Consider the following 25,308-nt stretch of genomic DNA (forward strand, 5'->3'; position numbering starts at 1 on the left):
CTGTCCCCCGCTGTGATTCTGCAGGATTTGTAAAAGCTGCACGCATTTTGGGCAAAATGACCACTGCTTCTCTTTACAGTAAATATTAGACTGCAATTTACAATAAAATATGTCCACTTTTCAATAGAAATATAGAAAACTTATAAATTTTTGTTTGCTTTTTTGTTCATTCTATGCTACACTAAGAAACGGAAAAGCAAGCCTGATTTCTGTTAGACAGAAAATGATGGGGCAAGCGTATGTACATTTTTCCTACCTGCCTTTTGGGGATTGTGCAGGAACTGTTGTGTTGAAAAAGAAGAAAGACGCTTTCAGGTGGAAACATCTGGAAGCGTCTTTCTTTTTCGGATTCGCTGTTATTTATGGTATTTTCCGTGATTTAATATCTGATAAGCCCGGTAAATCTGCTCACACAGCATGACCCGAGCCAACTGGTGCGGGAAAGTCATGGGCGACATAGAGAGCCGCAGACGGCCTGCCTGCTTTACCTGCAGCGCAAGACCAAAACTGCTGCCGATGACAAACGAAACCTGCCCTGCATCATGCACGGCAGCTTCCTGCAAAAAGCGCGCAAGTGCGGGCGAATCCATTTCCCTGCCCTCAATACACAGTGGAACCACTGCTCCGCTGCCGCATGCGGAAAGGATGTGCTTTCCCTCTTTTTGCAGAGCTGTGTCAATCTGTGCCTGCGATGGGGAATCTGGCAGGCGGCTTTCCGGCAGTTCCGTAATAGAAAACTGCGCAAACGAGCGCAGCCGCTTCTCGTACTCTGCGCAGGCCTGCCGCCAATAGTTTTCTTTAAGCGAGCCGATACAGACGATCTGCACTTTCTGCACTAAAACACCGTCACCTTTCCCGGGTTTTCACGCGGGGCCACTTCCAGTAAAAAGTCCCGGCCGTCCTGTGCACCCATCTGGGTAAGCGCACACAGGCTGGTTGTGCGCGCCAGTTCCGGTGTATTGTTCTCTTTGCTGAGATGTGCTAAGAAAATGTGCGCTGTGCCGCTGTGCACCAGGCCGGTGACTGCCTCAGAGCAGGCCGCATTGGAAAGATGACCGCGATCTGATAAAATCCGCCTCTTGAGCGGATAGGGATACGGCCCATTCTGCAGCATACCGACATCATGATTCGACTCCAGCACAACCAGCTCTGCACCGGTAATACTGCTGCGCACTTCGTCAGAAAAATAGCCCAAATCAGTGGCAAAGGCCACCTGGTGTGCATCAGCTGTCTCTACGCAGTAGCCATAGCCCTCGGCGCAGTCGTGCGACGTGTGAAATGGACGAATACGCATACCTGCGCAGGCCACTCCCTCTTTGCCAACCACATACGCAGGGAATTTGCCATTGAGCACACTCATTTTCTGCAGCGCCTGCAAAGTACCTGCTGAGCCATACACGGGTACCTCCATGCGCGAGGCCAGAACACGCAGACCCTTGATATGGTCTGTATGTTCATGTGTCACAAAAATTGCGTGCACTGCTTTCTGCGCAATGCCGCAAGCATCCAGTTTTTCCCGAATCTGCTTTGCACTGCGCCCAGCATCGACCAAAATGCCCTCATCTGCAGAACCTATGTAATAACTGTTTCCGCTGCTGCCGCTAAAAAGCGGACAAAATACTGCCATTCTCTTTGATAGCTCCTATCCTGCGCAGGAAAGACGGGACCGCGCCGAAAAAATTCCGCTTGCCCCGCCTAATAATTCTGTATTTATGCTTTATCCAGCTTCCTGCTCTTCTGCATTATCTTTGACGGTAACACGCCGAATATCCGCCCCAACGCTCTGCAGTTTATCTACAATATTTTCATAGCCGCGCTCAATATTGCGAATCTGCTCAATCTCTGTTGTTCCTTTGGCAGAGAGCGCCGCAATGACCATGGCTGCACCCGCGCGCAGGTCGGTTGCCTTTACCGGTGCAGCAGTCAAGCTTTCGACTCCCTCTACCACAGCAAGGCGGCCATTTACAGAAATCTGCGCGCCCATGCGCTTTAATTCCTCGACATACCGGAAACGGTTGTCCCATACGCTTTCGTTTACAATACTGGTTCCCTTTGCAATGGAGAGCAGTGCCGTAATCTGCGGCTGCATATCCGTTGGGAAACCGGGGTGCGGCATTGTTTTAATATTACACTTATTCAGCTGGCCAACATAACGCACCCGCACCGCTTCGTCGTACTCGGTGATTTCCAGGCCGACTTCCTCAAGTTTGGCCATAATAGACTCCAGATGCTTGGGGATGACATTGGTCACCGTTACATCGCCGTGGGTTGCAGCGCCCGCTACCATATAGGTACCTGCTTCAATCTGGTCAGGAATAATGGAATACGTGACACCATGCAGATGCTTGACACCATAAATTTTAATAACATCAGTGCCGGCGCCGCGGATATCTGCACCCATAGAGTTGAGAAAGTTTGCCAGGTCGACAATATGCGGCTCTTTTGCCGCATTTTCAATCACAGTAACACCGGTAGCTTTTACCGCCGCCAGCATGATATTGATAGTCGCGCCCACAGAAACAACATCCAGGTAGATATTGCTTCCATGCAGCTCTTTTGCGGAAACATTGACCATGCCGCCCTCAACCGTATGCGTTGCGCCCAAAGCAGCAAAGCCTTTCAAATGCAGGTCGATGGGGCGCACGCCAAAGTTGCACCCACCCGGCATGGAAACGATTGCATGGTGGCAGCGCCCTAAAAGGGCACCCAAAAGATAATAAGAGCCGCGCATTTGGCGCGCAAGCTCATAAGAAGCCACATAAGTGCTCAGCGAGCGCGGGTCGATAATTAAAGTAGAGCGGTTGATCCAGCGCACATCCACACCCATTTCGTGCAGAATATGAATCATCGCATTAACATCGGTAATATTCGGAACATTTTCTATACGGCAGGCATCATCACAAAGAAGGACCGCGGGGATAATCGCAATCGCTGCATTTTTTGCGCCGCTGATTCTGATCTGCCCCTTCAGCTGGTTGCCGCCATTTATTAAGAACTTATCCAAGTTCTGACACTCCATTTCATGATAGTCTTCCTGTCTGCCTGCCCGCGCTTTCATCAATTATAGTATATCGCAAAGCGACAAGAACTTGAAGAAAAAAGCAATTCCATTTTTCTCCTTGCACGGACCTGCCGGCAACGGAAAAGCGGCCGAAGTTTTTGGGTAAAGGCCCACTTTTCTGTGCCGTATTCCACTAACAGGGAATCCTATTTTCGGATTATGTAAATGTACCTTTATGATAATACCGCAAGAAACGGCTGTTGTCAACCGAAAAGCAGGGTGTAAACCCTGCAGAAAAAGCGGCGCTTTTCCCTGTAAAATACAGGCAAAGTGCCGCTTTTAAAAAAGTTGCATAATTTTTATTAAAAATACGGGATATTATTTTGTGGATAGAACAGTCGCGCTCTTTTGATATGACGCAAGTGATGTTTTCGCTGTGTTTTGTGCAGCCGTTGACATCGCGGTAATCTGCTCTGCTGTAAGCTTTTGCCCTAGATAAGACACTGCCTTGGCAGAGTCGGCATTTACCAAATTGGTCGGATCAATTTTTTCTCCATTTTTATGCACCTCAAAGTGGCAGTGGGCACCGGTAGAGTGGCCGGTGCTGCCAACCAGTGCAATCAACTGACCCTGTGCGACTTTTGCGCCCTGCGCTACCAGCAGCTTACTGGCGTGGCCGTAAATGCTGCAGAAACCGTTGCCGTGGTCAATCATAATATAATTGCCGTAGCCGCCCTCATCATAGCCGGCAACCTGTACGGTGCCGCCGTCGGCCGCATAGATTGGCTGGCCCATAGCGTCGCTGCCGGAAATATCAAGGCCATAGTGGAACTTGCCCCACCGCGCAGCATAGCCGGAAGTAATGCTGGTAAGTGTTGGGACCGGCCACAAAAAGCTGCCGGTTGCAGTACCCGCTGCCGCCGTGACAACAGGATGCACTTTTGTCCCCTTTGCGGTTACTTCATCTACCGGATTGGCAGTCTGCACCGCAGACGTACTGCGTGCCGTTTCAATTCCGTCGACATACGTAATTTGATAGGTTGTTGTCTTTTTGCCATTGGCACCTTTTGTCTGTACAGTTGTCTGCCCCTGGTAAAGAGAAGCGGACGAAACTGTCTTTTTCGCGTAGGGCAACGCCTGAGAAACGGTTTGGCTTCCAACTGTCTTGATAGAAACGAGTTTTTTGCGCGGCTCCAGCTGAATAACGTCTCCGGGCTGCAATGTCTTCATATTTGTGCCAAGGTTTACTTCTGCAAGCCTTGCCGGCGTCAGGCCATTCTTTTTTGCAATAGAATCTGCAGTGTCGCCCTTTGCCACGGTATACGTTTTGGTCTTTGCTTTTTCGCCGGAAAGCAGCACCTGCATGGCATCATCCGTCACAATGCTGGCGGTGTCATACTCACCAGGCACCAATTTCATCTGGCTTAAAAATACAGCATTTTTTCCGCCGGTACTGACCTGCTCATTCGCTAAAAGGGTATTCAGCATAGTCTGCAGTTTTGCGCTGTCTGTTACTGCACCGACAAAGGTTCCATCTACATAAAGGCCTGTAGCCGCCTGTTTTTGTTTTGGCGTATTGACTGCAAACATCTGCACAGTAGAAGCGCTCTTCTGTTGTTCGGCGGCATTATCGGTCAAGGCAAAGCGCAGCTCAAACTGCTGAGCCGGCCGCACAGACGACATATTCTGTACAAAAGGAGATGCGCTGCGCAGCTGCACGCTGGCAGCCTGTGTCGTTTCGTCCCACAAAGAATGCGCGCCATATGCCGCACCGGCAGTCACAAAAAGTGCCACTGCCGGCAGCAAAAAGCGTGCTGTATGTTTCGCTCGGGAAGAAGCCGTATACACCTGTGGCAAAAGAGATTTCTTCTCTGGCAGCGAAATCTTTTTCTCTTGTTTTTTCTGATCTTCCTGCATGAAAAGCGTATCCTTTCTATCTATCTTGTTTTCAGTTTTCTTCCTGTATTTTCTAAAAACTACTAAAAACTGATTTCATTATAAAGCAAGAGTTACAAACTTGCAACCATTTCTTCTCGACAAAAAAAGCAGGTCTTTCGCCAATTTTTTGGCTTATAACCCGCCTTACGTGCATATTCGGTTTCTTTCTGTTCCTAAAGATTTAATAAATCTTAATCATTCTGTATAAGAATTCACTTCATTTCCTCTCCTTGGTATTTTTACGGGCGGTACGCAAGGTCAGCGGGCTGCCACTTTGCAATAATCGGCAAAAAGGCCTTCGCCTCTTTTACTGCGCCTGCAAGGTCATGCTCCAGATAATTGCCGCACTCTGCTTTTTTGGCTCCGGGAATCTCGCCTTTCCAGTCGGCGATCTGCTGGAAGCTCTCTTGAATCAGCGTGATAGCGTCCTGCTGACTCATGCTGCGCACAAGCAGATAAAAACCGGTGCGGCAGCCCATAGGCCCAAAGTAGATGACGCGGTCGCCAAAGCGGCTGTTGCGCGCGGCAGTGGCAAACAAATGCTCTATCGTGTGCAGCGCAGCCTGCGGCAAAAAGGGCGGCTGGTTTGGTGTGCGCATACGGATGTCGTACGTTGTAATATCGCCGTCGATACGGGAAGTATAAATGCCGGGCGTTAAGGTATTATGGTTCACACAAAAACTTGCAATTCTTCTCATAATCTGGTCTATCCTTTCCCAATAATTCTTTTACAATAGAAAAGTACGAAGCAAATCCGCACCCAGCGGGATTATGTCCTCATACAGCTGCAAAAACGTGCGGCTGTCCGCTTGGGGTGCAGTGCCCCAGGGTAGTTGCTGCAGATTCGCGTAATCAAAACTGCCGTCTTCCATAAAGCTGCGCATTTGGCTGGACTTTTGGTGCAGACCATTTTTTTCGTGCCTTTGGTAAAAGATGCGCCTAAGCCCCGTGGGGTCTGTCGTGCGCCGATAAAGGCGGCGGCAGTCGGCAGCCGCTTTTTCACACAGCTCCTCACTTTCTGCGGTACTCGTCAGTTTTCCAAATAAAAAGGCACACAGCCCTGCTGTTTGCTGTGAGGCTGTGTCTGACTTTGGCAGTGTTTTCTGCAGCGGAAAATCGGTTGGCAGCAGCCCACGCTCATAGCGCAGCAAAATGGTATCTAGGGCTGTTTCCTCTTCATTAACCAAGATCTCCGCCGGCTGCTGCGGGTCTTGTTCCTGCAGCCTCTGCGCAAAGCAGCTGATGAATGGCGTCGTCTCTTTCTGCAGAACAGCCGCGCACAAAAAGCCACATGCACAGGAAAGCGATGCGGTACCCGCAGACTGCTGTACATAAATGCGCAAAAGGGACTGCAGCTGCTCGGATGTCTGCCGCTCTACAGCTGCTGCACCAATCTTTAGTTCAGGCTGCAGAGATAAAATCTGCAGTCCCTGTGCGCCCCACAAAAAGGCTGCTTCATCAGAAACGGAATCTGCCGCTTCCTGCAGTACTTCTTTTACACGCCCTGCATACAGATAATACGTAATTGCTGCCGGCATAGCAAGCCCTCCTTTTACAGACATCTGTATTGTACCATACTGTCAAAAAGAATACTACCTGCACGCCGGGCAGGAAAGCCCCAGCTCACACAGCAGAGCCGAAAAATCTGCCGGAAAAGGCGCAGAGACAGTCTGCTCCCCTGCTGCCGGCGAAACAAAGTGCGCACCTGCACAGTGCAGCGCCTGCCGACCGATCAGCTGCCTGCTGCCGCCGTAAAAGTCATCGCCGGCAAGCGGATGACCAAGGTACGCCATGTGTACACGAATCTGATGTGTGCGGCCGGTCTCTAAAACGCAGCACACCAGTGTATGGCCGTTTGCGCTGCCAACTGCCCGCCAATGGGTTACTGCCGGTCGGCCCTCTGCACAAACCTGTTGTTTTACTTTGCTGCCGGGCACTGGACCAAGCGGCTCGCGCACCGTTCCCTGGCCACTCAGCATGCCTTCGCAAACAGCCCAGTAGGTTTTCTGTACCGTAGGCGGGACCGCACAAGCAGCATAGCGGTCTTTAGCCAGCAGAACCAAGCCGGTCGTATCGCGGTCCAGGCGGTAGAGCGGGTGAAAAGCCGGGGCTTCGCCGTGCTGTTGAAAATAAGCAAGCGCTACATCTCGCAGTGTGCCGCTCAGCTGCCCCGCGCGTGCATAAATAATCATGCCGGCCGGCTTATCCGCCGCAAGCACAGAGGCATCCTCATACAAAACCGAAAGCGGCGGCGCTCCGTTGGGGTGCAGCTCTGCCTTTTCGCGCTCCTGCGGCAGGCGCAGAGTCAGCACTTCTCCTGTATGCAGTTTATCTGTGGCGATTTTCTGTATGCCCCCTACCGTGATGCCGTTTTCAACACGCTTGCACTGTGCCAGCAGCCGCGCGGAAACCCCGCAGTATCCGCGCAGGAAACCCCGCACGCGCACCCCTTCATGAGTTTTCGGTACTGTAAAAGAAATTTCGCGCATAGTTCCTCCGTAAAAAATGCCACCCCGCAGCGCAGAGTGGCATTTCTGAAAATTTTAAATTCAGCAGACTTTTGTGATCCAGTGCATGTCGTCCGGCAGACGACCCCACTGAATACCCGTAAGAGTATCGTACAGGCGCTGGGTAACTTCGCCGATGTTGCCGCCATTGATTTTGGCGACCTCATCTTTGTAGCGCAGCTCACCGACCGGGGAAATGACAGCCGCGGTGCCGGTGCCAAAGACTTCTTCTAGTTTGCCCTCTTTTGCCGCTTTCATAACATCGACAACCGGCAGACGTTTTTCAGAAACTTCATAGCCCCACTTTTTCAGCAGTTCAATACAGGACATGCGGGTGACGCCCGGCAGAACCGTACCAACAGTAGGCGCTGTATAAATGGTGCCGTCAATCTTAAAGAAGCAGTTCATAGATCCAACTTCTTCCACGTACTTGCGCTCTACACCGTCAAGCCAAAGAGTCTGGCTGTAACCCAAAGACTCCGCAATCTCCTGTGAAATCAGGGAAGCTGCATAGTTGCCGCCGCACTTGATGTAGCCTGTGCCGCCGGGTGTTGCGCGTACGTATTTGTCCTCTACGTAAATCTTGACCGGGTTGAGGCCTGTCGGGTAATAGGCAGCAACCGGGCAGCAGATAATCATGAATTTGTAAGTATCAGAAGGCTTTACACCTAAATGAGCCTCGGTCGCAATGCAGAACGGGCGAATGTACAAAGATTCGCCGGCCTGGCTTGGCACCCAGTCTTTTTCGGTCTTTACCAGTGCCTTGGCTGCCGTAACAAAGTCCTCTTCCGGCACGACCGGCATAACCATGCGCTCGTTGGTGGATTTAAAGCGCGCAGCGTTCTTTTCCGGACGAAAAAGCTGAATGTCGCCCTTGGGTGTACGGTAAGCTTTCATGCCCTCGAAAGACTCCTGCGCATAATGCAGAACAATGGCAGCAGGGTCAAGCTGCAGCGGCGCATATGGTACAATGCGGGGATCGTGCCAGCCAATGCCGACGGTGTAGTCCATAACAAACATGTGGTCTGTAAAAATGGTGCCAAAGGGCAGCGGATCGCCCGGGGCCGGTTTCTTCTTTGGCGTTTTTGTCAGTTCATAGCGGATCTCCTGCATAAAAAAAGCCCTCTTTCGTATTATTGCCTTCTATTCTATCACATCAGTACATTGCTGACAAGGCTAAGCTTGCCAACATTATGGCACAACACCGACAAAAAGAATGTAAAGCATGTTACATTCTTTGCTATTTTCTGCAGAAGTTATTTTCCTGCAAGCAGGCGCAGCCCTTTGGGGTAATGATTCTTTAAGCGGCCGCCGCTGCATTTGCCAAAGCCGACGGTCACGCCCGCGGCCGCGACCCCGCAGTAGCCGCGGCAGGATTCTTCAGCTTCAATTTCTTCTCCGCGCAGAAAAGCAAAAACGCGCGGGTCTTCATGGGAAAGATTCACGCACTGCCGCAGCTGATCGGGACGTGCTGCCATAAAGGCCGCATGGTCAGGTTCTAAGCGCGGCGGCGCATTTTTTCGGTGCACCGGTTTTGCCTCGCCGAGCAGTACGCCGGCACGCAGCACGCCAAGGTGCATAAGCGGCGGCAGGCCCTGCGGCAGTAAATAGAGCCGCTCACCAATCTGCGCCGGCACGCCGGGCATCGGCTGCACGTACAGCTCTTTGGCAAGCTCTGCGGCGGCAGCAGAAAACGGCAGCTGAGATGCAGAAATTTCCGTACCCGGGGCGTCGCCCTCCCGACGAAGAAAAGCGACGAAGTGCCCCTCCCCGCCATCCATCGGATAAATGCGGCGGGCTGTCTGCAGCGCCGGCCGCCCTGCAGACAAGCCAGTATCTTCTAGATGAAAATCCGGATTATTCTGCAAAAATGCAGTAATGGTCCCCTCGTTTTCTTCCGGTGAAAAAGTACAGGTTGAGTAGACCAGTACACCGCCCGGCCGGACCGCCTGCCGTGCACTTTGCAGAATTGCCAGCTGCCTGACTGCGCAGGCTGCAGCATGCGCAGGGCTCCATTCCTGTACAGCGCCCTCATCGCGCCGAAACATGCCCTCACCAGAGCAGGGCGCATCTACCAGCACACGGTCGAAAAAGCCGCTCAGCGTACTGCAGAGCACATCCGGCCGACAGGAACTGACAACCGCATTTGCAACCCCAAGACGCTCAATGTTGGAAAGCAGACTGTTTGCGCGGCCGTGCACAACCTCATTGCTCCACAAAAGGCCGCGGCCCTGCAGACAGCCTGCAATCTGAGTGCTCTTTCCACCCGGTGCCGCACACAAGTCCAGTATGCGTTCCCCCGGCTGCGGGGCCAGTGCTGTTACCGCGGCGGCCGCACTGGGCTCTTGCATATAAAAGGCACCGGCGTGGTGCAGCGGCTCTCTGCCGGGACGAAACGACTCTGGCACATAATAAGAGAGCGGCGAAAATGGTGCTTTTTTTAAAGAAAACGGCAGATTTTTTTCCAGAATCTCCTGTGTGCATTTCAGCGGATTGCGCCGCAGTGCACGCAGCGGCGGCTGCTGATAACAGGCAAAAAAGGCCGAAGCTTCTGCACCCAGCTGATGCTGCATACGCTCGGCAAAGGCGGTGGGCAGCTGCAATTTCATCACTCTCTTCGTATATTTTTTATCTCCCGGTTCATACTAGACCGTGTAAGGAGGTGAGTATCTTGGATAACCAGAACTATTCTTCTGACAAATACGAGAACTGCACTCATACTGACAAAGCTCAGCAGAACGGCCAGAACAAGTCCCAGCAGTATGGCCAGAACCGCAAAACACAGAACGCACAGAACAAAAAGGATTCTTCCGATACAGAAGGCTAAAGTCGGCTGGAACAGCAAAAGCCGGGCCGGACAGCCCCGCAGAACTCTCTGCGGCACTGTCCGGTCCCTTTTTTATTTTTGGTCAGAATCCGATTTTTTATGTTCCGACAGAATCTCAGGCAGGGTTTTATCTGCCGGAGTGGAACTGCGAAAGCCCTCGCCGCGAATCTGTGCTGCCTCGCCGGCAATGATAAAGGCATCTTTATCTTCATCTTTCACAAGGTCCATGACCTGGTAAACCTCTGACCGGCTGACCGCACACATCAGCACTTCACCCTCGCGGCCGCTGTACATGCCCTTGGAGTGCATCGCCGTTACGCCGCGGTCCACTTCTTTAAAAATGCGCTGCGCAATTTCGTCCGGATATTTTGTGACAATCCACAGCACCTTACCGCTGCCGCTGTCGGCGCCGTACAGCAGTGCATCAATTACATTGGTAGAAACAAACAGGTAAATGACTGCATACAAAACGCTTTCCACACGGCGGTAAATGATTGCCGAAATGACAACGACAACCACATCGACGGACATCATCAGTTTGCCCGTGCTCAAATGGCGAAAGTGCCGCTGCAGCAGGCGCGCGACTAAGTCAGTTCCGCCGGTTGTTGCGCCGCGCATAAACACAATGGCAAGACTGATGCCCTCAAGCAAGCCACCAAAAATGGCCGCAAGCATTGGGTCGCCTTTGTAAGCCGGCAGCATAGAGCCGAACCAGTCGATTGCAATAGAGCTGAAAAGCGAAGCGACAATCGTTTTGGAAACAATTCGGTAGCCAATGCCCATAAAGGCCGCAATAAAAATCGGTATATTGATAAGAAAACTGACAAGACCGATTGGCAGACCAAAAACGTAGTTTAGCACGGTAGCAAGGCCGGTAACCCCGCCTGGCGCAATTTTATTGGGCGCCGTAAAGACCCGAATGGCTACGGCAAAGATACATCCGCTGGCAAAGTAAAGCAGCAGATCAACCAGCACGCTTTTGGCGGTTTTCTTTTGTTTTCCCGACACTTTTCCTTACTCCTCCTGCGTTTTTTTCTCTCCCTGCAGCAAAGCCCCAAACAGCTCGCGCAGGCGGTCAAGCTTGCCCTGCAAATACAAATAACCAAACAGCGCCTCAAGCCCGGTTGCTGCGTGGTACTCGGCGACAGAGGCATTTTTGGGGACATGGTTAGTATGTGCATTTCGGCCGCGATGTAAAACCGCTGTCTCTTCTTCTGTCAAAAGCGGCTGCAGCACTGCACAGTCCGCGGACTGTGCAGTACAGCAGACCTGGCGCACGGCACATCTGTGCAGGGTATTGACCGGGCGGTTTGCCTCGCACACTAGTTTTTCGCGTACAAAAAGCTCAAACACACCGTCCCCCACAAATGCAAGCGTCAGGGGACTCAGCGTTTTCGGGTCACAGGCAAGATCTAAAAAGCGTTCCATATTCTGCCTTTCCGCCTGCGGCGGCAGGCATTCTTTTTATTTTATTCTACAAAATCAAACTGTACATCATAAATGGAAACCGTGTCGCCTTCTTGTATGCCGGCCTCGCGCAGATGGTCGATGACGCCGGTCTCAATGAGCACACGCTGAAAATACTGCATGGACTCATAATCGTCGAAATTGACAGAGCGCATAACCTGAAGAAGCCACGGTGCCTCTACCAGATAGATGCCGTCCTGGTGAGTAATCTTGACCTCACCGCGCGGAATCTCCTCTGGCTTTTTCAGCGGTGCAGCTTCCGGCTCAAAGCGGCGGATAGGCGGTAGCTGGCTGAGCTTTTCGCTGACCGCATTGAGCAGTGGGGCGACTCCCTCATGAATGGGTGCCATGATGGGGAAAAATGCATAACCCTGCTTTTCGACATAGGCAGCAAAATCTGCAATATGGGCCTCATTTGTTAAGTCACACTTATTGCCCGCAACAATCATGGGGCGCTTTGCAAGTTCCGGATTGAATTTTTTGAGTTCCTCATTGATAATACGGAAATCCTCTTTCGGGTCGCGGCCCTCACTGCCGGAAACGTCAACCACATGCAGCAAAAGGCGGCAGCGCTCGACGTGCCGCAGGAACTGGTGACCCAGACCAACGCCCTGCCATGCGCCCTCGACCAGGCCGGGAATATCTGCCATGACAAATGAGCGCCCTTGCGGCAGGTGCACAACCCCCAAAACTGGGGTCAGAGTGGTGAAATGATAATCCGCAATATTAGGCTTTGCCTCGCTTACCACGCTGATAAGCGTACTTTTCCCAACATTTGGGAAACCGACAAGGCCGACATCTGCCAAAAGCTTCAGCTCCAGCTGCACGTCCAGCTCCGGACCAGGTGTGCCCGGCTTTGCAAAGCGCGGGACCTGCCGGGTTGGTGTTGCAAAATGGATATTGCCCCAGCCGCCGCGGCCGCCCTGCAGCACGCTCTGCGGCTCATCGCCGGAAATATCCGCCAACAGCCGTCCAGTGGCAGCATCTTTTACCAGAGTACCGCGCGGCACACGTAAAAGCAGGTCTTCGCCCTTTTTTCCGGAACAGCGCTTGCCACGGCCGGCCTCGCCATTTTTAGCGACAAATTTGTGCCGGTAGCGGTAATCGGAGAGGGTGGAAATGCTGTCATCGGCCTGAAAAAAGACACTGCCGCCGCGGCCACCGTCGCCGCCGTCTGGGCCGCCGGCAGCAACATACTTTTCCCTGCGGAAAGAAACCGCGCCGTCGCCGCCGTCACCCGCTTTAATATGGATTTTTGCCTGATCTATAAACATAAAAAACTCCTTCGGCGCTGCGGGCATGTCTTCCGCAGAAATAAAATAAATGTCTTTGCTAAGTGTATTCTTTCCCGAAAACAACAAAAATCCCAGGCCAGAAAAGCCCGGGATTTACTTTGCCGATTTACTGTTCTACTTCGTAAACGCTGACTTTCTTGCGATCTGCGCCCATGCGCTCAAATTTTACTTTGCCGCTTACTTTTGCAAACAGCGTATCGTCCGAGCCAATGCCCACATTCTGGCCGGGATGAATATGTGTGCCGCGCTGCTTGACGAGGATGTTGCCAGCCAACACATACTGACCGTCTCCGCGCTTTACGCCAAGGCGCTTAGACTCGGAATCACGGCCGTTCTTTGTGGAACCCATACCTTTTTTATGAGCAAATAACTGAATATTAACTTTCAGCATTTTTTACACCTCTTTATTTGTCATGTGGATCTGTTGCGGATACTGCTCTTTCAGATTTGCGAGATGAAGCCTGAGTGCCTGAAAAAACGGAGCACAGCGCTTCTGCTGCGCTGCAGACACCCGCACAAGCAGATGCCCGTCATTTTCACTTTCCTCTGCCGGGACCTGCAAAACATCCGTTACTGCATTGGCAACAAGGTAAGCAGCGGAAGAAACCGCCGCACAGACAATACTGCTGCCGCTTTCCGCGTCCTCTGCATGGCCCTGCAGCTCAAAGCCGACACACTGCCCTGTCTGAGAATCCGAAAGGAAACTGCAGGTAATCATCAGGCTTCGATAGACTCAATCTGAACCTTTGTGTAAGGCTGGCGGTGACCCATTTTGCGAGACTCGCCTTTTTTGGCTTTGTAAGTCCAAATATTGATTTTCTTTGCTTTTCCGTTTTTCAGGACTTTGCCCTTTACGGAAGCGCCCTCGACATATGGCTTACCAACGGTAAGGCCGTTGTCGCCGCTGACTGCGATGACTTTAAAGTCAACTGTGCTGTTTTCATCTGCTGCAAGCTTTTCGACAAAGACAACGTCGTCTTTTTCTACTTTATACTGCTTGCCGCCGGTTTCAATAATTGCATACATAAACTGAGAACCTGCTTTCATTAGACTCGCTATTGTAGGCGGGACCAAAAAGGCCCACTTATACCCAAAATAAGCGGCTTCATTATTTTATCATGGCTTAATCTTTTTGTCAACACATTTTAGCAGGGCTGACTGTGTTGATTAACAGCCTGTACTTAATTTTTACGCTGAGAGAGGCTGTCTGCCAACATACAGAGGAACTCAGCATTTTTGCCAAAGGGTGCCAGCGCCTGTTTGGCACAGTCGGTCAGCTTCTGCACCGTCTGCTGCGCTTTCTGCAGGCCCAGCAGCGTGACATAAGTGGCCTTGTCATTTTGCGCATCACTGCCCACCGGCTTGCCCAGGGCCTGCATGTCACCTGCGACATCCAGAATATCATCCTGAATCTGAAACGCAAGGCCCAGTGCTTTGGCATAACTGTCGGCTGCAGCAGTCTCTGTTTCGCTAGCGCCCGCTAAGACACAGCCCATCTTTGCCGCTGCACGAATCATGGCACCGGTCTTTTTGGCATCGATATCTTTTAGTTCCTGTACTGTGATCTGCCTTTTCTCATTGAGCAGGTCCAGCACCTGTCCCGCCACCATACCGTGGTCGCCGGCTGCCTTTGCCAAAACTGCGGCAGCTTTCAGGGCACGCCCGCTGCCAACCTGTTTTGCAGAAGAGTCTGCCGCAGCCACCTCAAACGCCTTAGTAAGGAGGGCATCGCCGGCCAAAAGAGCGTTTGCTTCACCAAACTGTTTGTGGCTAGAGGGACGCCCGCGCCGCAGGTCGTCGTCGTCCATGCAGGGCAGGTCGTCATGAATCAGCGAATAGGTGTGTACCATTTCCAGCGCGCAGGCAAACGGCAGCGCTGCCTGCACACTGCCGCCACAGAGCGTGCAGAACGAAAGCATCAGAACCGGGCGCACCCGCTTGCCGCCGGCCAAAAGGCTGTAGCGCATAGCACTATACAAAACGGCCTCGGGCAGCTGCGGCTCCTCGGGCACCAATTCTTTTATTTTTTCCTCGGTCATATGCGCATAGGTTTTCATCTGCGCATCAAACTCAGAGTGATTCATGATTTGCTCCTTTGCACGAGCTTTCTTTAGAGAGTGTCAGAATCCCGGCACAAAAAGAAATCTTTTGGAATACAGCTGCAGGAAAAAGCGGCTTTAACTGGTCAAAGACAAGATAATGTTCGCTTGAGTCCCAGTCATCTCCACTCTTTTCGCGGCAGGCTTCCCTCTCGGCCAAAGTACGGAACATCACGTCGCCGATGATAATTTTCCCTTGCGGCTTCAAGTACTGCAGCAATTCCCGCAGAAATGCGGCCTTCTGCTCATCTGTCAGGTGATGAAACGCATAGGTGCTGATGACGGCATCAAAGTTTTCGCCGCGCAGCTCTTGTGGCAGGCCCTTGGAAAAGTCCGCCTGTACCAGCTTTGCCTCCGGCATTTTTTCCTGTGCTGTTTCTACCATTTTAATGGAAAAATCAATACCCGAAATTCTGCACCCGGAATCATACAGCTTCTTTGTCAGTTTTCCTGTACCAAAGCCGAAGTCAAGCACAGACGGCTGTTTTTCGGTATCAATTTTATGGTAAACAGTGCGCAGCACGGTCTGGTAGCCGGCAAACGGATATTTCTGTGCTGCCTCAGTTTCTTTTACGCTTTCGTCATACGTATCCGACCACTCGTCAAATCCTTCTTCATCACGCATGTTTAAAATACCTCCCAACAGATTTTTTACGTTTTTGTATCAGCCGAAGCTTTTCCCTCGGTGACTATTTTCATCTTTTGCTCTGCTTTCTGCAGCTTATCATAACAGAAAGCAGTCAGTTCAACGCCCTCTTGATAGAGCTTCATGGTTTTATCCAGCGGTGCACTAGCGCTTTCCAGCTGCTGTACCACCTGCGCTAGTTTATCCATAGCCTGCTCAAATGTCATTTTTTTGTTCATGCAGGTCCTCCTTTTTCTCCACCATACAGGAAAGTGTCCCCTGATGCATGCGCACACGTACCCGCTCGCCTACAGAAACCTCTTTGGGATCCGTCAGCACACAGCCGCCGGCGTCGGTTACGAGCGAATACCCGCGGGACAATACGCGCAGCGGATTTAGGTCCTCCAGTCTACCTGCAAGGGTGCGCAGCTCCTGCCGGCGCAGCTGCGTCGGCTTTTCCAACGCTTCCTTTAAAGACTGCGATAGCAGATCCAGCTGCATACGCTCATCATTAAGCCGATTTTCCAGCCCTGTATGCAGAGAGACTGCCGTCTGCAGAAGGGTTTCTTTCAACTCGGCAGCATCCGGTGCGGCAAGCTCAGCAGCAGCACTCGGAGTAGGGGCACGCAAGTCAGCGGCAAAGTCCGTAAGGGTCACATCTGTTTCGTGTCCCACCGCCGAAATAACCGGGACGCTGCACGCGGCCACCGCGCGCACGACTGCCTCCTCGTTAAAAGCCCATAAATCTTCGGCACTGCCGCCGCCACGGCCGATAATCACAACGTCTGCACACTGTCTTTGACTGAAGCTCTGCAGTGCCTGCACCAGCTGCGGTGCCGCCTCTGTCCCCTGCACCGCCACCGGGTATAAAAGGATCTCTGCCAGCGGCCAGCGCCGTGACAGCACATTCTGTATATCGTGGATAACTGCGCCGGTCGGTGAAGTGATGACGCCGATTTTTGTGGGGCAGCGGGGCATCTGCCGCTTGCGGGCCTCATCAAACAGGCCCTCTTTCTGCAGCTTTTCTTTCAGTTGCTCATAAGCTACCGCCCGCTCGCCCGCGCCGACCGGCTGCATTTCTTCCACATACAGCTGATACTGCCCGGAAACTTCATAGGAAGAAACGCGCCCGCGCACCAACACCTTCATTCCGTTTTCCGGATGAAAGCGCAGCCGCCGTGCAGCGGAAGCAAACATGACTGTCTTAATGGCACATTTTTCGTCTTTTAAAGAAAAGTACAGATGTCCTGAGCGGTAGTGGTCGGTAAAGTTGCTGATTTCCCCCGCCACATAGACGCAGTGCAGGTTGTCATCGCCTTCGAGCAAAGACTTTACGTACTGGTTTATCTGCGTCACGGTCAGTACAAAACTCTGCTTCACAGAAGGCCCTCCTCACGTGCCGCCAGCACCGCCACCCCGGCAGCATTGTCCGCAGAAAAAATGGGTTCAGCAAAACAGGCGCCGTACTTTTGTGTCAGCGCTTTTCGGATAAACTGATTTGCCATCACTCCACCTGCAAAGACCAGCGGCAGGCCGGGGTGTTCCTTCAGCAGCGCGGCCGCCATCGCGTCCAGTGCGGCAAGCACACTGCACAGACAGTACTTCGCGATATCAGCCGCCGGCTCATTTTCCGCTTTCATTTTCTGACATTTGTTTTCAATACCGGAAAGGGAACAGTCTGCGCCCTTCATCGAGGGGTGAACACGAAACTGCCGCTGTGACTGCGCCGCCAGCTTTTCCAGCTGCGGACCGGCCGGGAACGGCAGACCCAGAAGCTTTCCGACGCGGTCTACGGCCTGTCCGCCTTTTAAATCCAGCGACTGAGCCAGCAGCGTGACTGTAAAAGGCTCTTCGCCGCCGGGACTCGCCAGTACCGCTTCCGTCGTACCGCCGGAAACATGGAATGCAAGAAAGGGCTTTGAAAACAGATCCAGCCGCTTTGCCGACCACAACGCCGCCGCGATATGCCCCTGCTGATGAGAAAACAGGTGCAGTGGCACACCGAATGCGGCCGAAAGCGCCCGCGCAGCGCCGTGGCCAACCGTAAAGCAGGGCATATAGCTGCCCAGCTGGGTGCGCGGCCGTGTAGAGCAACCCACAGCTTTTAGGTTTTTGAGCGGCTCCTCTTTCAGTAGAGCTTCCAGCAGCTCTGGCAGCTGCTGCACGTGGTGAAATACCGCGTCACTCTGCCGCAGGCCAAGCTCCCCTTTTTTTACCGGCAGCAGGCGTTTCTGCTGAAAGATTTCTCCATCCCGAAAAAGCGCAGTACTCGTGGTGTAGTTGCTGGTATCCAGTGCAAGGATCTCACTCATTCTGCGGCAGCTCCTTTGCAGCGCTGCCCAAAATGCCGTTTAAAAAGGGCGGATCCCCTGCATCGCCGTACTGTTTGGCGAGCTCGACCACCTCGTTGATGGAAACACTCACCGGAATTTCTTTTTCCCATTTCATCTCGTACAGAGCCAGCCGCGCAAGTGCCAGACACACCCGGGAAAGGCGCTGCAGCGACCAGCCACGCGCGTACTTGCTGATCAGCTGGTCAAGCTCTGCCTGGTGTGCTTCTGCGCCGCAGGCAATTTTTACGGCAAAGTCATCTACCGGCACAGGTGCCTGGTTTTCGCTGTCTTCCGGCACAAAAGAGCCGGCTTCATTCGCGTAATCGATCAATTCATCAATTGTGCCGCCGTTAAGGCTTTGCTCAAACAGCAGGCAAAAAGCCTGTCTGCGTGCTTCATGTCGTTTCATAGTTACCCCCAAAATGAAAAAATCCCCCTGAGCGGAGGATTTTATGCAGGAACTGTTCATTTGTCAAATTCCGCTTATCATTAGTATAACACGCACGTACCAGGACTTGCAAGGAAAACACCAGAAACCCGCGCGGCGTTTAAGAAGCTTTCTGTTCTATCACTTTGATTTTATCATAAGAAACGCCTGTCTGCCCCGAAACGGTATCTTTTACCAGCAGCGCGGCGTTTTCCATATTGGTGCTGCCCTCTTTTACGACCACGCTGCATTCGCCGTTTTCCAAAAACACGACACAATCCGAAAAGCCCTTTGCCTTGAGAATGCTTTCGGCATTGCTTTCTTTTAGCTGGTTTTGTGCAAGGTCTGCCGACTGTTTGACAGCCTCTTTTTTCGCGGCGTCACTCGAGCCCGCGTCAGTCAGCGTTTTTTCCAGCATCTGCGCCGCATTGTCACGGGCTTTTTGGCGGTTTAGGCGCGCCTCGGTAAAGTAATCGCTGCCGGAAGATGCTGCGGCCTTGGTGCTGGAAGCTGCCGATGAAGCAGACGATGCAGCCGAAGGATTACCGGAACTTGCGGCAGAAGACGATGCCTCTCCAGCATTGACTAGCTGCACCTGCCCTAGGTCACGCGATGCGGCTGCATCTTTTGCAAGGACCTGATTCCCATTGGAAAACCTCCAGTTCAAATAAACGGCCGCCCCCAGTGCCACCACTAGCGCGGCCAGTACCAGCTGACGCTTTTCTACCTTCATTCTGTACTCCTCCATTCGCTTTCCCGTAAACGGACTGTGTCCGGATTTTCTGATTATTTTATGTTTATGCGGTACACTGCCTGAGAATACCAGGAATCTATGGACTACGCCGACGGCACAATGCAGACCCGGGCACTGCTGACCCCTGCCGCAGCGGAAACCGCCTCAAGTACGGCCTGCTGTACGGCAGGCTGTGCGGCACCAGGGCAGGCAACCACTACTCCCTGCACTTTAGGCTGCCGGCGGGTGACTGTCAGGGCGTGTTCACTGCCGTCTGCGTCTTTTACAATGATGTATCCAGTTTCCTGGCTGTCGGTATTTTGACCGGAACTGCCCTGTTGCTGGGTCGCGCGCTTTTCTTCCTGCGCATAGATTTCGGCACTGCCCTCTTCCAGAGTCACCAGCACATGCGGGGTACCGGCGCCCTGGATATGTCCAATTATCGAGGTCAGTTCCTGCTCAAGCTTTTTAGCATAGGTGTCATCGGCTGCGGCAGCGCTGACGGTACTGCTGGCTGCCTGCGCTGTGGAAGACGTGCCTTTGCTGCCGCTGGAAAGAATACTGGACAGGAAAATAAGCCCGATACCCACGACGCCGAGAATCAGGACCGCCCGACGGCCGGTATCACTGTGCGAAAGTTTTTGCAGAAATCCTATTTTTTTATCTGTTTCATCCACTGCTTGTCACCTCCACATCCACGCCCAGTGTTTCTTTCAGTAGGGCCTTGGCCCGCTGTATGTTTCCACCCTGCGGCAGAGTAACCAGCACACTGACGGTACAGGTCCTATTGCCGGAAGTACACTGCAGCTGCGTGTCAATTTTGCTGTACGGAATGCCTGCATGCTGCAGTGCGGCTGCGGCAATACTCTCTGTCTGTTTTTGCACAGCGCTTTCCTCCTGCTGCTGCACCAGCTTGGTAAAATCCGATACAGCTGTACTGGAAGTCCTCTGCTGCTGCGCTGACGAAAGTTTTGGGATTGTCTGCAGCAACGGGTTAATGATGGCACACAACACTACAGCCCCCATAATCAACCGGAGCATTTTGCGCATGGAGCCGTCCGGCGCCAAAAAGCGAATCATTGCTGCCGCAACCGCCAACGCACACAACCCGCCCGCCCACGCGCGAATCACGACGCACCGCCCATGGTCAGCATAACAGTGCACGAAACAATCAACACCGTCATAGAGCACAGCAAAACTGCCAGCAGAATTTCCAGTACATTTCCGCAGGCCTGCAGTAAAGTTTCTACTTCTCGCAAATCAAAGACCTTGCTGACTGCAGCACAAAGCTGCAGCATCAGCATCCACAAAAGGCTGCTGAGAATAATCGGCAGAAACAGTGCAAACAATGCCAGCAGTACAAAAGCACCAACACCGGAGCGGAGCATCTGCACACAGCCCGTCACAGCCCCCAGCGCATCGCTTAAAGAATTTCCCACGACCGGCACCGCGCTGCTGACTGCAAAGCGCACAGCCCGCCCTGTCATGGTGTCGGTGCCGCCGGCCACCAGCTGCCGCATTCCCAAAATACCTGTAAATAACGTCATAGAAAGGCCTAAAAGCCACTTGACCGCTTTGCTGAAAAAGCGAAAAATACCCAAAAGGCTTATGTCGGGCGAAATGGCCGAAACTACCGCCATGGCAAGGCAGATTTTCATAGCTGGAGCGAACACGCAGGCCGACAGCACCTGCAGCGCATTGCCCGCTGTGGTCAGCATAATCTGCATTGAGGCGGCACTTGCCGGGCGGCCGGCCGCCGCCAGTACTGCTGCCCCCACCGGCACCGCTGCCAGCGTAAACCCACACGCGGTCTTAATAATTGAGGCCGCCCGCACCAACACCTCCACAACTGGCTCAATAATGCCGACGCAGATGCTCAAAGCGGCAATTACATCTGCAACCCCGCCCAGCGGCCGATCCCCGAAAGAAAGCTTCATAGAATTAACCAGTGCACAAAGCAAAATAATGCCTAGGCAGGCACCGGCTGCATGAAGTGGTCCTTTTCCCTCTGTACCGGCAATACCGAACACGGCTGAAAAGAATTTTTTGGGGTCAAGGTTTCCAATACTCTGAAAGTGATTGTCGTCCACCCCAAAATTGGCAATTTGCTTTCTCGTTTCTTCCGGCAGCTTTCCCGGCAGCTGGTCGGCGCCGCTCGCCTGCGCCTGCTGCGCGTAATAGCTCTCTGCTGTGCTTTGACTAGAACTTTCTGCGGCAGCAGACGGAATGCAGGCGCAGGCCGTGGCCAGTAAAGCAGCCAGCAGCGCCACCACGCCGCGGAAAAGCTTTTGTGAAATTCTGCCTTTCATACTTCCCCCTACTTTTTCACCAAAGCTGCCGCAATAGAAGCCACCCGCGCAAAAAGTGGCAGCGCCAGTACAAGAATACTTACCCGGCCGGCGAGCTCCACTTTATTGGCAAGTGCACGCTCCTCTGCATCGCGGCAAGCATCTGCCGCAAACTGTGTAAGAAACACGACCCCCAGCGTGCGCAGCAGAATGCCGCTGTACTCCCCGCCGACCCCCGCCGCAGACAACAGACTGGAAATCTGCCGAAGCGCAGGCAGTACTGCCTGCAAGATCTCCAGTGCAATTAAAATACCGGCGGCAATGCGCAGCACCATGGCGTACTCGCTGCTTTCTCGGCGCAGCAAAGCAGTAAACACCGCCGCAATAAGCGCCGCGCCGATCACCCCTGTCAGATTCATATTCACAGCCCAAATGTAGACTTGATGGTGCGAAACAGGACATCGATCTGCTGAATGATCATCATCAGCACCACGATCAGCCCTGCCAGCGTTGTCATCATTGCCTGCTCTTCCCGACCGGAACGAATCAGCAGTTGATTTAAGACGGCCACAATGATGCCGATTGCGGCAATTTTAAAAATCAGGTCTACATTCATGCAACGTCCCTCCGCATTCCTTTACAGTAATACCAGAGCAAAAATAAGCCCCGCGCAGACACCCAGCATGCGGTAAAGCCGGCCGTCTTTCTGGTAGGTTTTCTGTGCTTCCCCTAATTCCTGCCTGGTCAATTCCTCATACAGGCTGCAGTGCGCAAGCTGGCCCTGCACATCCGTTGCACCGAAGCCTTCACCGAAATCCCGCAGCAGCACGCGCTCCTGCGGCGTAAGGGCCGGGTTTGCGGCGGCTTTTCGCCACGCCTGCACAAATGGCTGACCTTCTTGTACCGCCTGAAAATATGGCTGCAAAAAGGAAAGTTTTTTTCCGTGGCGCTCCACGATTTCTTCCACTGGCGCCGCCGTATAAGATATTTCCGTTTTTGCCTCTGCTAAGAACTGCAGAAAAGCCTGCAGCCGGTCGCGTCTTCTGCGCAGCTTACGCGATTGCAGGCAGCCCGCCGCTGTTCCCGCGAAGATGAGGCAGAGCGCCCCCACCGCTTTGAGCAAGCAGATCACCTGCCTTTACAAGCTTTGTGATCCTGCCGGGTTTTCCGCCCGCCAAAAGGGCAACATGCTGAAAAGCGCCGCTCTGCAGCATGGCATACGCCTGTGGTCGTGACGCAAGCTGCTCTAAACTGCCCGCGTGAATACTTGCAACAACGCTGGCACCGGCATTTACGCTCTGCAGCAGGGCTTCTGTCTCCTGCCGCGTTCCGAGTTCGTCACAGATGAGATACTCCGGCGACAGGGTGCGCAGCGCCATCAGCATGCCCTCTGCTTTGGGAAAACCGTCCAGTACATCGCAGCAGGGACCAAGGTCGCTGCCGTACTCTCCGCAGCTTGCTCCGCAGAGCTCACCGCGTTCATCTACAACGGTTACTTTATGAATACGCCCGCAGGCACCGCTGGAAAGCTGCCGTGCAATATCCCGCAGCAGGGTCGTTTTGCCGGAAGCCGGCGGCCCCGCAAGCAGCAGCCCGCCGCTTAAATCTCCGGCACGCTGCAAAAGCGGTTGTGCGCACCCCTCGATTTGCCGGGCGATACGCAGATTGACAGAAGTGATGTCGCGCATACCGCTGACCCTGCCGCCGCTGAAAACGGCCGTGCCGCCAAGACCCGCGCGGTGGCCGCCGCGCAGTGTAACATAACCTTCACGTATCTGCTCCTGATAGCTGTAAACTGAAAAGCTGCATAAGGTACGGAAAGATTCATATAAATCTGTTTTAGTGGCACAGATGCCGTTCTGCGGCAGTGGTGTCACACCGCCGTCAGTTAAAAACCAAGTGCTGCTGCCGTTCCAAAGGCAGACCGGCCTGCCAACATGCAGGCGTATTTCTGATACTTTTGCCTGTATTTCTTCCGGCAGACGCAGCAGCAGCACCCGCAGCCGCGGGCACAATGCCGACACTGCCTGATGAAACTTCTGTGCATTTTCTGTTTCCATTTTCATTTTTGGTTTGTCCCACCTTTCCCATGTCCCTATATCCTATGAAGCCCCTTTGCCGCTTAGAACCGGCAAAGGGGCAGCAAAAAGCGCCGCGGGGCATTTTACCTGCTCCACGGCGCTTTTATGTTTTTGTATTTTATTTATCGGCCGGTACAATATATTCATAATCGAACGCTGTACGTGCACAAACGACCTCGTGCACTAGTTTTTTAATCTTTAGATGCTCCGGATGTGTCTGGTAAGCCTCCTGTGCAGCTTTGTCAGTAAAATCCGCTATCAGGCACATATCGTACTCACCGCCGTTATAGTTGACGCCAACGTCAATGGCGGTAAGGCCCTCTACAACGCCCAACAGAGATTTAAAACGGCTGCGCAGACCGGCTGCGGTACCTGCGGCATTGCTGCGCTGGGCTTCTTTCAGCTTCCACAAAACAATATGTTTGACCAAAATTGCATTACCCCCTTTGTTTTCATAAACAGGCTTCAACATAAACTCCGCAAATTACTCAGTACAGCATTCTGTACCGATAGTGCCATTATATCATAAATGAATCGGGGGAAAAGCAAAATCTGTTTTTTACCTGAAAAATTGTTGTTCTGCACAAATTACCTCTGGTGCTTTAGCAGTTTTCACAGTGAATCTGCTCTAAAATATGCTGTAAAGTCTGTGCAGAGAGCGCAAAAGCGCGCTGCTCATTTTCATCCAGTGCAATGTCCAGCACATGCTCGGCGCCGCCGCTTCCCAAGATGGTAGGCACCCCCATACACACCCCCTGCAACCCGTAGTGGCCCTGTATCAGGCTGCTGACCGGCAAAATACTGTGTTCGTCCCGCACAATACACTCACAGATACGCCTCACTGCCAAAGAAATCCCGTAATAGGTGGCGCCTTTCTTTTCAATAATCCGGTAGGCACTTTCCTTTACCTCTTTATACAGCTGCTCCTGATGAAAAGCGTGCTGCCGAAAGCCACGCAGTTCACATAAATCATTGAGTGGCACACCGCTGATATTGGCGCTGCTCCACACTGCAAGTTCGCTGTCGCCATGCTCACCGATAATAAATGCGTGTACACTGCGCGGGTCAACATCTAAGCGGCGGCCGACAAGGTACTTTAGGCGGGCGCTGTCCAGCACGGTCCCGCTGCCGATGACCCGCTGCGGCGGAAATCCGGAAAGCCGCAGCGCAACCCATGTGAGGATATCTACTGGATTGGAAACCACCAGCAGAAAGGCATCTTGATTGTACTTTACGATTTCCGGAATGATTTTTTCAAAAATACGCACATTTTTGTGTACCAAATCTATGCGAGACTCACCCGGTTTCTGCCCAGCGCCAGCGGTAATGATGATAACACCCGCATCTTTTAGGTTTTCATAGCTGCCGGCATAAATCTCCATTGGTCTGGTAAAGGGCAGGCCGTGGCTCAGGTCCATAGCTTCGCCCTCTGCTCTGTTTTTATCGACGTCGATTAAGACCATTTCACTGAAAACGCCACGGTCCATCAGTGCAAATGCACTGGAAGCACCCACATAACCGCAGCCAATAACCGCGCATTTCTGCATATCTACCATTTTGCATTCCTCCTGTTTCTCTTCCAGTATTGCCCGCTTTACAAAAGCCATACGGAAGCAGCAGGATTTTTTATGCCGGCACACAAAAAAGCGGCGCACCCATTCTTTTGCAGGGCCGCCGTCTTCTTGTT

Annotated in this window: 32 protein-coding genes and 1 other annotated feature; of the genes, 1 reads left to right on the plus strand and 31 read right to left on the minus strand. The window is 52.7% G+C overall.

The features are described 5' to 3' along the window. Positions 1-356: 356 nt before the first annotated feature. The 9 genes from LKE53_05690 to LKE53_05730 all read right to left on the minus strand — a co-directional run bounded on the left by LKE53_05690 (position 357) and on the right by LKE53_05730 (position 10,055). A complete protein-coding gene (locus tag LKE53_05690) occupies positions 357-836 on the minus strand; it encodes a 23S rRNA (pseudouridine(1915)-N(3))-methyltransferase RlmH (GenBank protein ID MCH3972244.1) in 480 nt (159 codons plus the stop codon). Continuing rightward, positions 836-1,627 (minus strand): MBL fold metallo-hydrolase, encoded by a 792-nt coding sequence (locus LKE53_05695; GenBank protein ID MCH3972245.1) that lies wholly within the window; start codon positions 1,625-1,627, stop codon positions 836-838. Before LKE53_05695 ends, LKE53_05690 begins: the two co-directional genes overlap by 1 nt. Positions 1,628-1,717: 90 nt before the next feature. Then, a complete protein-coding gene (locus tag LKE53_05700) occupies positions 1,718-3,004 on the minus strand; it encodes a UDP-N-acetylglucosamine 1-carboxyvinyltransferase (GenBank protein MCH3972246.1) in 1,287 nt (428 codons plus the stop codon). Between the two features lie 375 nt (positions 3,005-3,379). Further along, a complete protein-coding gene (locus LKE53_05705; protein ID MCH3972247.1) occupies positions 3,380-4,918 on the minus strand; it encodes a M23 family metallopeptidase in 1,539 nt (512 codons plus the stop codon). A 260-nt stretch (positions 4,919-5,178) separates the two neighbouring features. Next, on the minus strand, positions 5,179-5,637 hold the full coding sequence (locus LKE53_05710) for an S-ribosylhomocysteine lyase (protein MCH3972248.1): 459 nt from the start codon (positions 5,635-5,637) through the stop codon (positions 5,179-5,181). Positions 5,638-5,667: 30 nt separating this feature from the next. Next, the gene (locus tag LKE53_05715; protein MCH3972249.1) at positions 5,668-6,477 is read right to left on the minus strand and encodes a hypothetical protein; all 810 of its coding nucleotides are present in this window, start codon (positions 6,475-6,477) and stop codon (positions 5,668-5,670) included. A gap of 54 nt (positions 6,478-6,531) precedes the next feature. Next, the gene (locus LKE53_05720) at positions 6,532-7,428 is read right to left on the minus strand and encodes an RluA family pseudouridine synthase (GenBank protein ID MCH3972250.1); all 897 of its coding nucleotides are present in this window, start codon (positions 7,426-7,428) and stop codon (positions 6,532-6,534) included. A gap of 60 nt (positions 7,429-7,488) precedes the next feature. Further along, positions 7,489-8,559 carry a branched-chain amino acid aminotransferase gene (locus LKE53_05725; GenBank protein ID MCH3972251.1) on the minus strand — a complete coding sequence of 357 codons (1,071 nt, stop codon included), beginning with the start codon at positions 8,557-8,559 and terminating at the stop codon, positions 7,489-7,491. 143 nt (positions 8,560-8,702) lie between these two features. Continuing rightward, positions 8,703-10,055 carry an RsmB/NOP family class I SAM-dependent RNA methyltransferase gene (locus LKE53_05730; GenBank protein ID MCH3972252.1) on the minus strand — a complete coding sequence of 451 codons (1,353 nt, stop codon included), beginning with the start codon at positions 10,053-10,055 and terminating at the stop codon, positions 8,703-8,705. Positions 10,056-10,117: 62 nt separating this feature from the next. On the opposite strand from LKE53_05730, the gene LKE53_05735 reads away from it, so the two are divergent. Continuing rightward, a complete protein-coding gene (locus tag LKE53_05735; GenBank protein MCH3972253.1) occupies positions 10,118-10,273 on the plus strand; it encodes a hypothetical protein in 156 nt (51 codons plus the stop codon). Positions 10,274-10,345: 72 nt separating this feature from the next. On the opposite strand, the gene LKE53_05740 is transcribed toward LKE53_05735, so the two are convergent. From LKE53_05740 to LKE53_05845, 22 genes are all read right to left on the minus strand, one after another. After that, positions 10,346-11,281 carry a YitT family protein gene (locus LKE53_05740; GenBank protein MCH3972254.1) on the minus strand — a complete coding sequence of 312 codons (936 nt, stop codon included), beginning with the start codon at positions 11,279-11,281 and terminating at the stop codon, positions 10,346-10,348. Between the two features lie 6 nt (positions 11,282-11,287). After that, entirely contained in the window at positions 11,288-11,701 is a 414-nt protein-coding gene (locus LKE53_05745) for a ribonuclease III (GenBank protein ID MCH3972255.1), read from the minus strand. A 41-nt stretch (positions 11,702-11,742) separates the two neighbouring features. Beyond that, positions 11,743-13,014, minus strand: a complete 1,272-nt coding sequence (gene obgE / locus LKE53_05750) for a GTPase ObgE (protein MCH3972256.1) — start codon at positions 13,012-13,014, stop codon at positions 11,743-11,745. A gap of 127 nt (positions 13,015-13,141) precedes the next feature. Continuing rightward, positions 13,142-13,426 (minus strand): 50S ribosomal protein L27, encoded by a 285-nt coding sequence (gene rpmA, locus LKE53_05755; GenBank protein ID MCH3972257.1) that lies wholly within the window; start codon positions 13,424-13,426, stop codon positions 13,142-13,144. 3 nt (positions 13,427-13,429) lie between these two features. Next, positions 13,430-13,753 carry a ribosomal-processing cysteine protease Prp gene (locus tag LKE53_05760; protein MCH3972258.1) on the minus strand — a complete coding sequence of 108 codons (324 nt, stop codon included), beginning with the start codon at positions 13,751-13,753 and terminating at the stop codon, positions 13,430-13,432. Further along, on the minus strand, positions 13,753-14,061 hold the full coding sequence (rplU, locus tag LKE53_05765; protein MCH3972259.1) for a 50S ribosomal protein L21: 309 nt from the start codon (positions 14,059-14,061) through the stop codon (positions 13,753-13,755). The genes LKE53_05760 and rplU overlap by 1 nt, the downstream gene beginning before the upstream one ends. Before the next feature lie 12 nt (positions 14,062-14,073). Further along, positions 14,074-14,150, minus strand: a sequence feature (ribosomal protein L21 leader region). Between the two features lie 66 nt (positions 14,151-14,216). Then, positions 14,217-15,119 (minus strand): polyprenyl synthetase family protein, encoded by a 903-nt coding sequence (locus tag LKE53_05770; GenBank protein MCH3972260.1) that lies wholly within the window; start codon positions 15,117-15,119, stop codon positions 14,217-14,219. Continuing rightward, a complete protein-coding gene (locus tag LKE53_05775) occupies positions 15,106-15,759 on the minus strand; it encodes a class I SAM-dependent methyltransferase (GenBank protein ID MCH3972261.1) in 654 nt (217 codons plus the stop codon). Before LKE53_05775 ends, LKE53_05770 begins: the two co-directional genes overlap by 14 nt. A 26-nt stretch (positions 15,760-15,785) precedes the next feature. After that, entirely contained in the window at positions 15,786-15,998 is a 213-nt protein-coding gene (gene xseB / locus LKE53_05780; GenBank protein MCH3972262.1) for an exodeoxyribonuclease VII small subunit, read from the minus strand. Continuing rightward, entirely contained in the window at positions 15,976-17,139 is a 1,164-nt protein-coding gene (gene xseA / locus LKE53_05785) for an exodeoxyribonuclease VII large subunit (GenBank protein ID MCH3972263.1), read from the minus strand. The genes xseB and xseA overlap by 23 nt, the downstream gene beginning before the upstream one ends. After that, entirely contained in the window at positions 17,136-18,071 is a 936-nt protein-coding gene (locus tag LKE53_05790) for a peptidase M22 (protein ID MCH3972264.1), read from the minus strand. The genes xseA and LKE53_05790 overlap by 4 nt, the downstream gene beginning before the upstream one ends. Then, the gene (nusB, locus tag LKE53_05795; protein MCH3972265.1) at positions 18,064-18,501 is read right to left on the minus strand and encodes a transcription antitermination factor NusB; all 438 of its coding nucleotides are present in this window, start codon (positions 18,499-18,501) and stop codon (positions 18,064-18,066) included. Before nusB ends, LKE53_05790 begins: the two co-directional genes overlap by 8 nt. Positions 18,502-18,640: 139 nt before the next feature. Then, positions 18,641-19,252, minus strand: a complete 612-nt coding sequence (locus LKE53_05800; GenBank protein MCH3972266.1) for a SpoIIIAH-like family protein — start codon at positions 19,250-19,252, stop codon at positions 18,641-18,643. 104 nt (positions 19,253-19,356) lie between these two features. After that, positions 19,357-19,929, minus strand: coding sequence for a stage III sporulation protein AG (locus LKE53_05805; protein ID MCH3972267.1), 573 nt, complete (start codon positions 19,927-19,929; stop codon positions 19,357-19,359). Continuing rightward, a complete protein-coding gene (locus tag LKE53_05810) occupies positions 19,922-20,383 on the minus strand; it encodes a stage III sporulation protein AF (protein ID MCH3972268.1) in 462 nt (153 codons plus the stop codon). Before LKE53_05810 ends, LKE53_05805 begins: the two co-directional genes overlap by 8 nt. Further along, positions 20,380-21,561, minus strand: a complete 1,182-nt coding sequence (locus LKE53_05815; protein MCH3972269.1) for a stage III sporulation protein AE — start codon at positions 21,559-21,561, stop codon at positions 20,380-20,382. The genes LKE53_05810 and LKE53_05815 overlap by 4 nt, the downstream gene beginning before the upstream one ends. 8 nt (positions 21,562-21,569) lie before the next feature. Next, on the minus strand, positions 21,570-21,959 hold the full coding sequence (locus tag LKE53_05820) for a stage III sporulation AC/AD family protein (protein MCH3972270.1): 390 nt from the start codon (positions 21,957-21,959) through the stop codon (positions 21,570-21,572). A 2-nt stretch (positions 21,960-21,961) separates the two neighbouring features. After that, the gene (gene spoIIIAC / locus LKE53_05825) at positions 21,962-22,156 is read right to left on the minus strand and encodes a stage III sporulation protein AC (protein MCH3972271.1); all 195 of its coding nucleotides are present in this window, start codon (positions 22,154-22,156) and stop codon (positions 21,962-21,964) included. A gap of 21 nt (positions 22,157-22,177) precedes the next feature. Continuing rightward, positions 22,178-22,663 (minus strand): stage III sporulation protein AB, encoded by a 486-nt coding sequence (locus LKE53_05830; GenBank protein MCH3972272.1) that lies wholly within the window; start codon positions 22,661-22,663, stop codon positions 22,178-22,180. Beyond that, complete coding sequence (locus tag LKE53_05835; protein ID MCH3972273.1) at positions 22,593-23,606, minus strand: stage III sporulation protein AA; 1,014 nt, start codon at positions 23,604-23,606, stop codon at positions 22,593-22,595. The genes LKE53_05830 and LKE53_05835 overlap by 71 nt, the downstream gene beginning before the upstream one ends. 133 nt (positions 23,607-23,739) lie before the next feature. Next, the gene (locus tag LKE53_05840) at positions 23,740-24,051 is read right to left on the minus strand and encodes a Dabb family protein (GenBank protein MCH3972274.1); all 312 of its coding nucleotides are present in this window, start codon (positions 24,049-24,051) and stop codon (positions 23,740-23,742) included. A 172-nt stretch (positions 24,052-24,223) separates the two neighbouring features. Beyond that, positions 24,224-25,177 (minus strand): L-lactate dehydrogenase, encoded by a 954-nt coding sequence (locus tag LKE53_05845; GenBank protein MCH3972275.1) that lies wholly within the window; start codon positions 25,175-25,177, stop codon positions 24,224-24,226. Positions 25,178-25,308: the final 131 nt, after the last annotated feature.

Source organism: Oscillospiraceae bacterium (genome assembly GCA_022483045.1).
Classification (GTDB): Bacteria; Bacillota; Clostridia; order Oscillospirales; family Acutalibacteraceae; genus Caproicibacterium.

What these genes read in the sequence shown, in the direction of transcription:
- LKE53_05730 (MCH3972252.1), bottom strand. Translation starts at nt 10,055, where the DNA reads ATGAAATTGCAGCTGCCCACCGCCTTTGCCGAGCGTATGCAGCATCAG.
- LKE53_05845 (MCH3972275.1), bottom strand. Translation starts at nt 25,177, where the DNA reads ATGGTAGATATGCAGAAATGCGCGGTTATTGGCTGCGGTTATGTGGGT.
- rplU (MCH3972259.1), bottom strand. Translation starts at nt 14,061, where the DNA reads ATGTATGCAATTATTGAAACCGGCGGCAAGCAGTATAAAGTAGAAAAA.
- nusB (MCH3972265.1), bottom strand. Translation starts at nt 18,501, where the DNA reads ATGAAACGACATGAAGCACGCAGACAGGCTTTTTGCCTGCTGTTTGAG.
- xseB (MCH3972262.1), bottom strand. Translation starts at nt 15,998, where the DNA reads ATGAACAAAAAAATGACATTTGAGCAGGCTATGGATAAACTAGCGCAG.
- spoIIIAC (MCH3972271.1), bottom strand. Translation starts at nt 22,156, where the DNA reads ATGAATGTAGACCTGATTTTTAAAATTGCCGCAATCGGCATCATTGTG.
- LKE53_05745 (MCH3972255.1), bottom strand. Translation starts at nt 11,701, where the DNA reads ATGGAACGCTTTTTAGATCTTGCCTGTGACCCGAAAACGCTGAGTCCC.
- rpmA (MCH3972257.1), bottom strand. Translation starts at nt 13,426, where the DNA reads ATGCTGAAAGTTAATATTCAGTTATTTGCTCATAAAAAAGGTATGGGT.
- LKE53_05695 (MCH3972245.1), bottom strand. Translation starts at nt 1,627, where the DNA reads ATGGCAGTATTTTGTCCGCTTTTTAGCGGCAGCAGCGGAAACAGTTAT.
- LKE53_05815 (MCH3972269.1), bottom strand. Translation starts at nt 21,561, where the DNA reads ATGAAAGGCAGAATTTCACAAAAGCTTTTCCGCGGCGTGGTGGCGCTG.
- LKE53_05835 (MCH3972273.1), bottom strand. Translation starts at nt 23,606, where the DNA reads ATGAAAATGGAAACAGAAAATGCACAGAAGTTTCATCAGGCAGTGTCG.
- LKE53_05705 (MCH3972247.1), bottom strand. Translation starts at nt 4,918, where the DNA reads ATGCAGGAAGATCAGAAAAAACAAGAGAAAAAGATTTCGCTGCCAGAG.
- LKE53_05800 (MCH3972266.1), bottom strand. Translation starts at nt 19,252, where the DNA reads ATGAAGGTAGAAAAGCGTCAGCTGGTACTGGCCGCGCTAGTGGTGGCA.
- LKE53_05775 (MCH3972261.1), bottom strand. Translation starts at nt 15,759, where the DNA reads ATGCGTGATGAAGAAGGATTTGACGAGTGGTCGGATACGTATGACGAA.
- obgE (MCH3972256.1), bottom strand. Translation starts at nt 13,014, where the DNA reads ATGTTTATAGATCAGGCAAAAATCCATATTAAAGCGGGTGACGGCGGC.
- LKE53_05770 (MCH3972260.1), bottom strand. Translation starts at nt 15,119, where the DNA reads ATGAATCACTCTGAGTTTGATGCGCAGATGAAAACCTATGCGCATATG.
- LKE53_05790 (MCH3972264.1), bottom strand. Translation starts at nt 18,071, where the DNA reads ATGAGTGAGATCCTTGCACTGGATACCAGCAACTACACCACGAGTACT.
- LKE53_05760 (MCH3972258.1), bottom strand. Translation starts at nt 13,753, where the DNA reads ATGATTACCTGCAGTTTCCTTTCGGATTCTCAGACAGGGCAGTGTGTC.
- LKE53_05710 (MCH3972248.1), bottom strand. Translation starts at nt 5,637, where the DNA reads ATGAGAAGAATTGCAAGTTTTTGTGTGAACCATAATACCTTAACGCCC.
- LKE53_05720 (MCH3972250.1), bottom strand. Translation starts at nt 7,428, where the DNA reads ATGCGCGAAATTTCTTTTACAGTACCGAAAACTCATGAAGGGGTGCGC.
- LKE53_05820 (MCH3972270.1), bottom strand. Translation starts at nt 21,959, where the DNA reads ATGAATCTGACAGGGGTGATCGGCGCGGCGCTTATTGCGGCGGTGTTT.
- LKE53_05715 (MCH3972249.1), bottom strand. Translation starts at nt 6,477, where the DNA reads ATGCCGGCAGCAATTACGTATTATCTGTATGCAGGGCGTGTAAAAGAA.
- LKE53_05725 (MCH3972251.1), bottom strand. Translation starts at nt 8,559, where the DNA reads ATGCAGGAGATCCGCTATGAACTGACAAAAACGCCAAAGAAGAAACCG.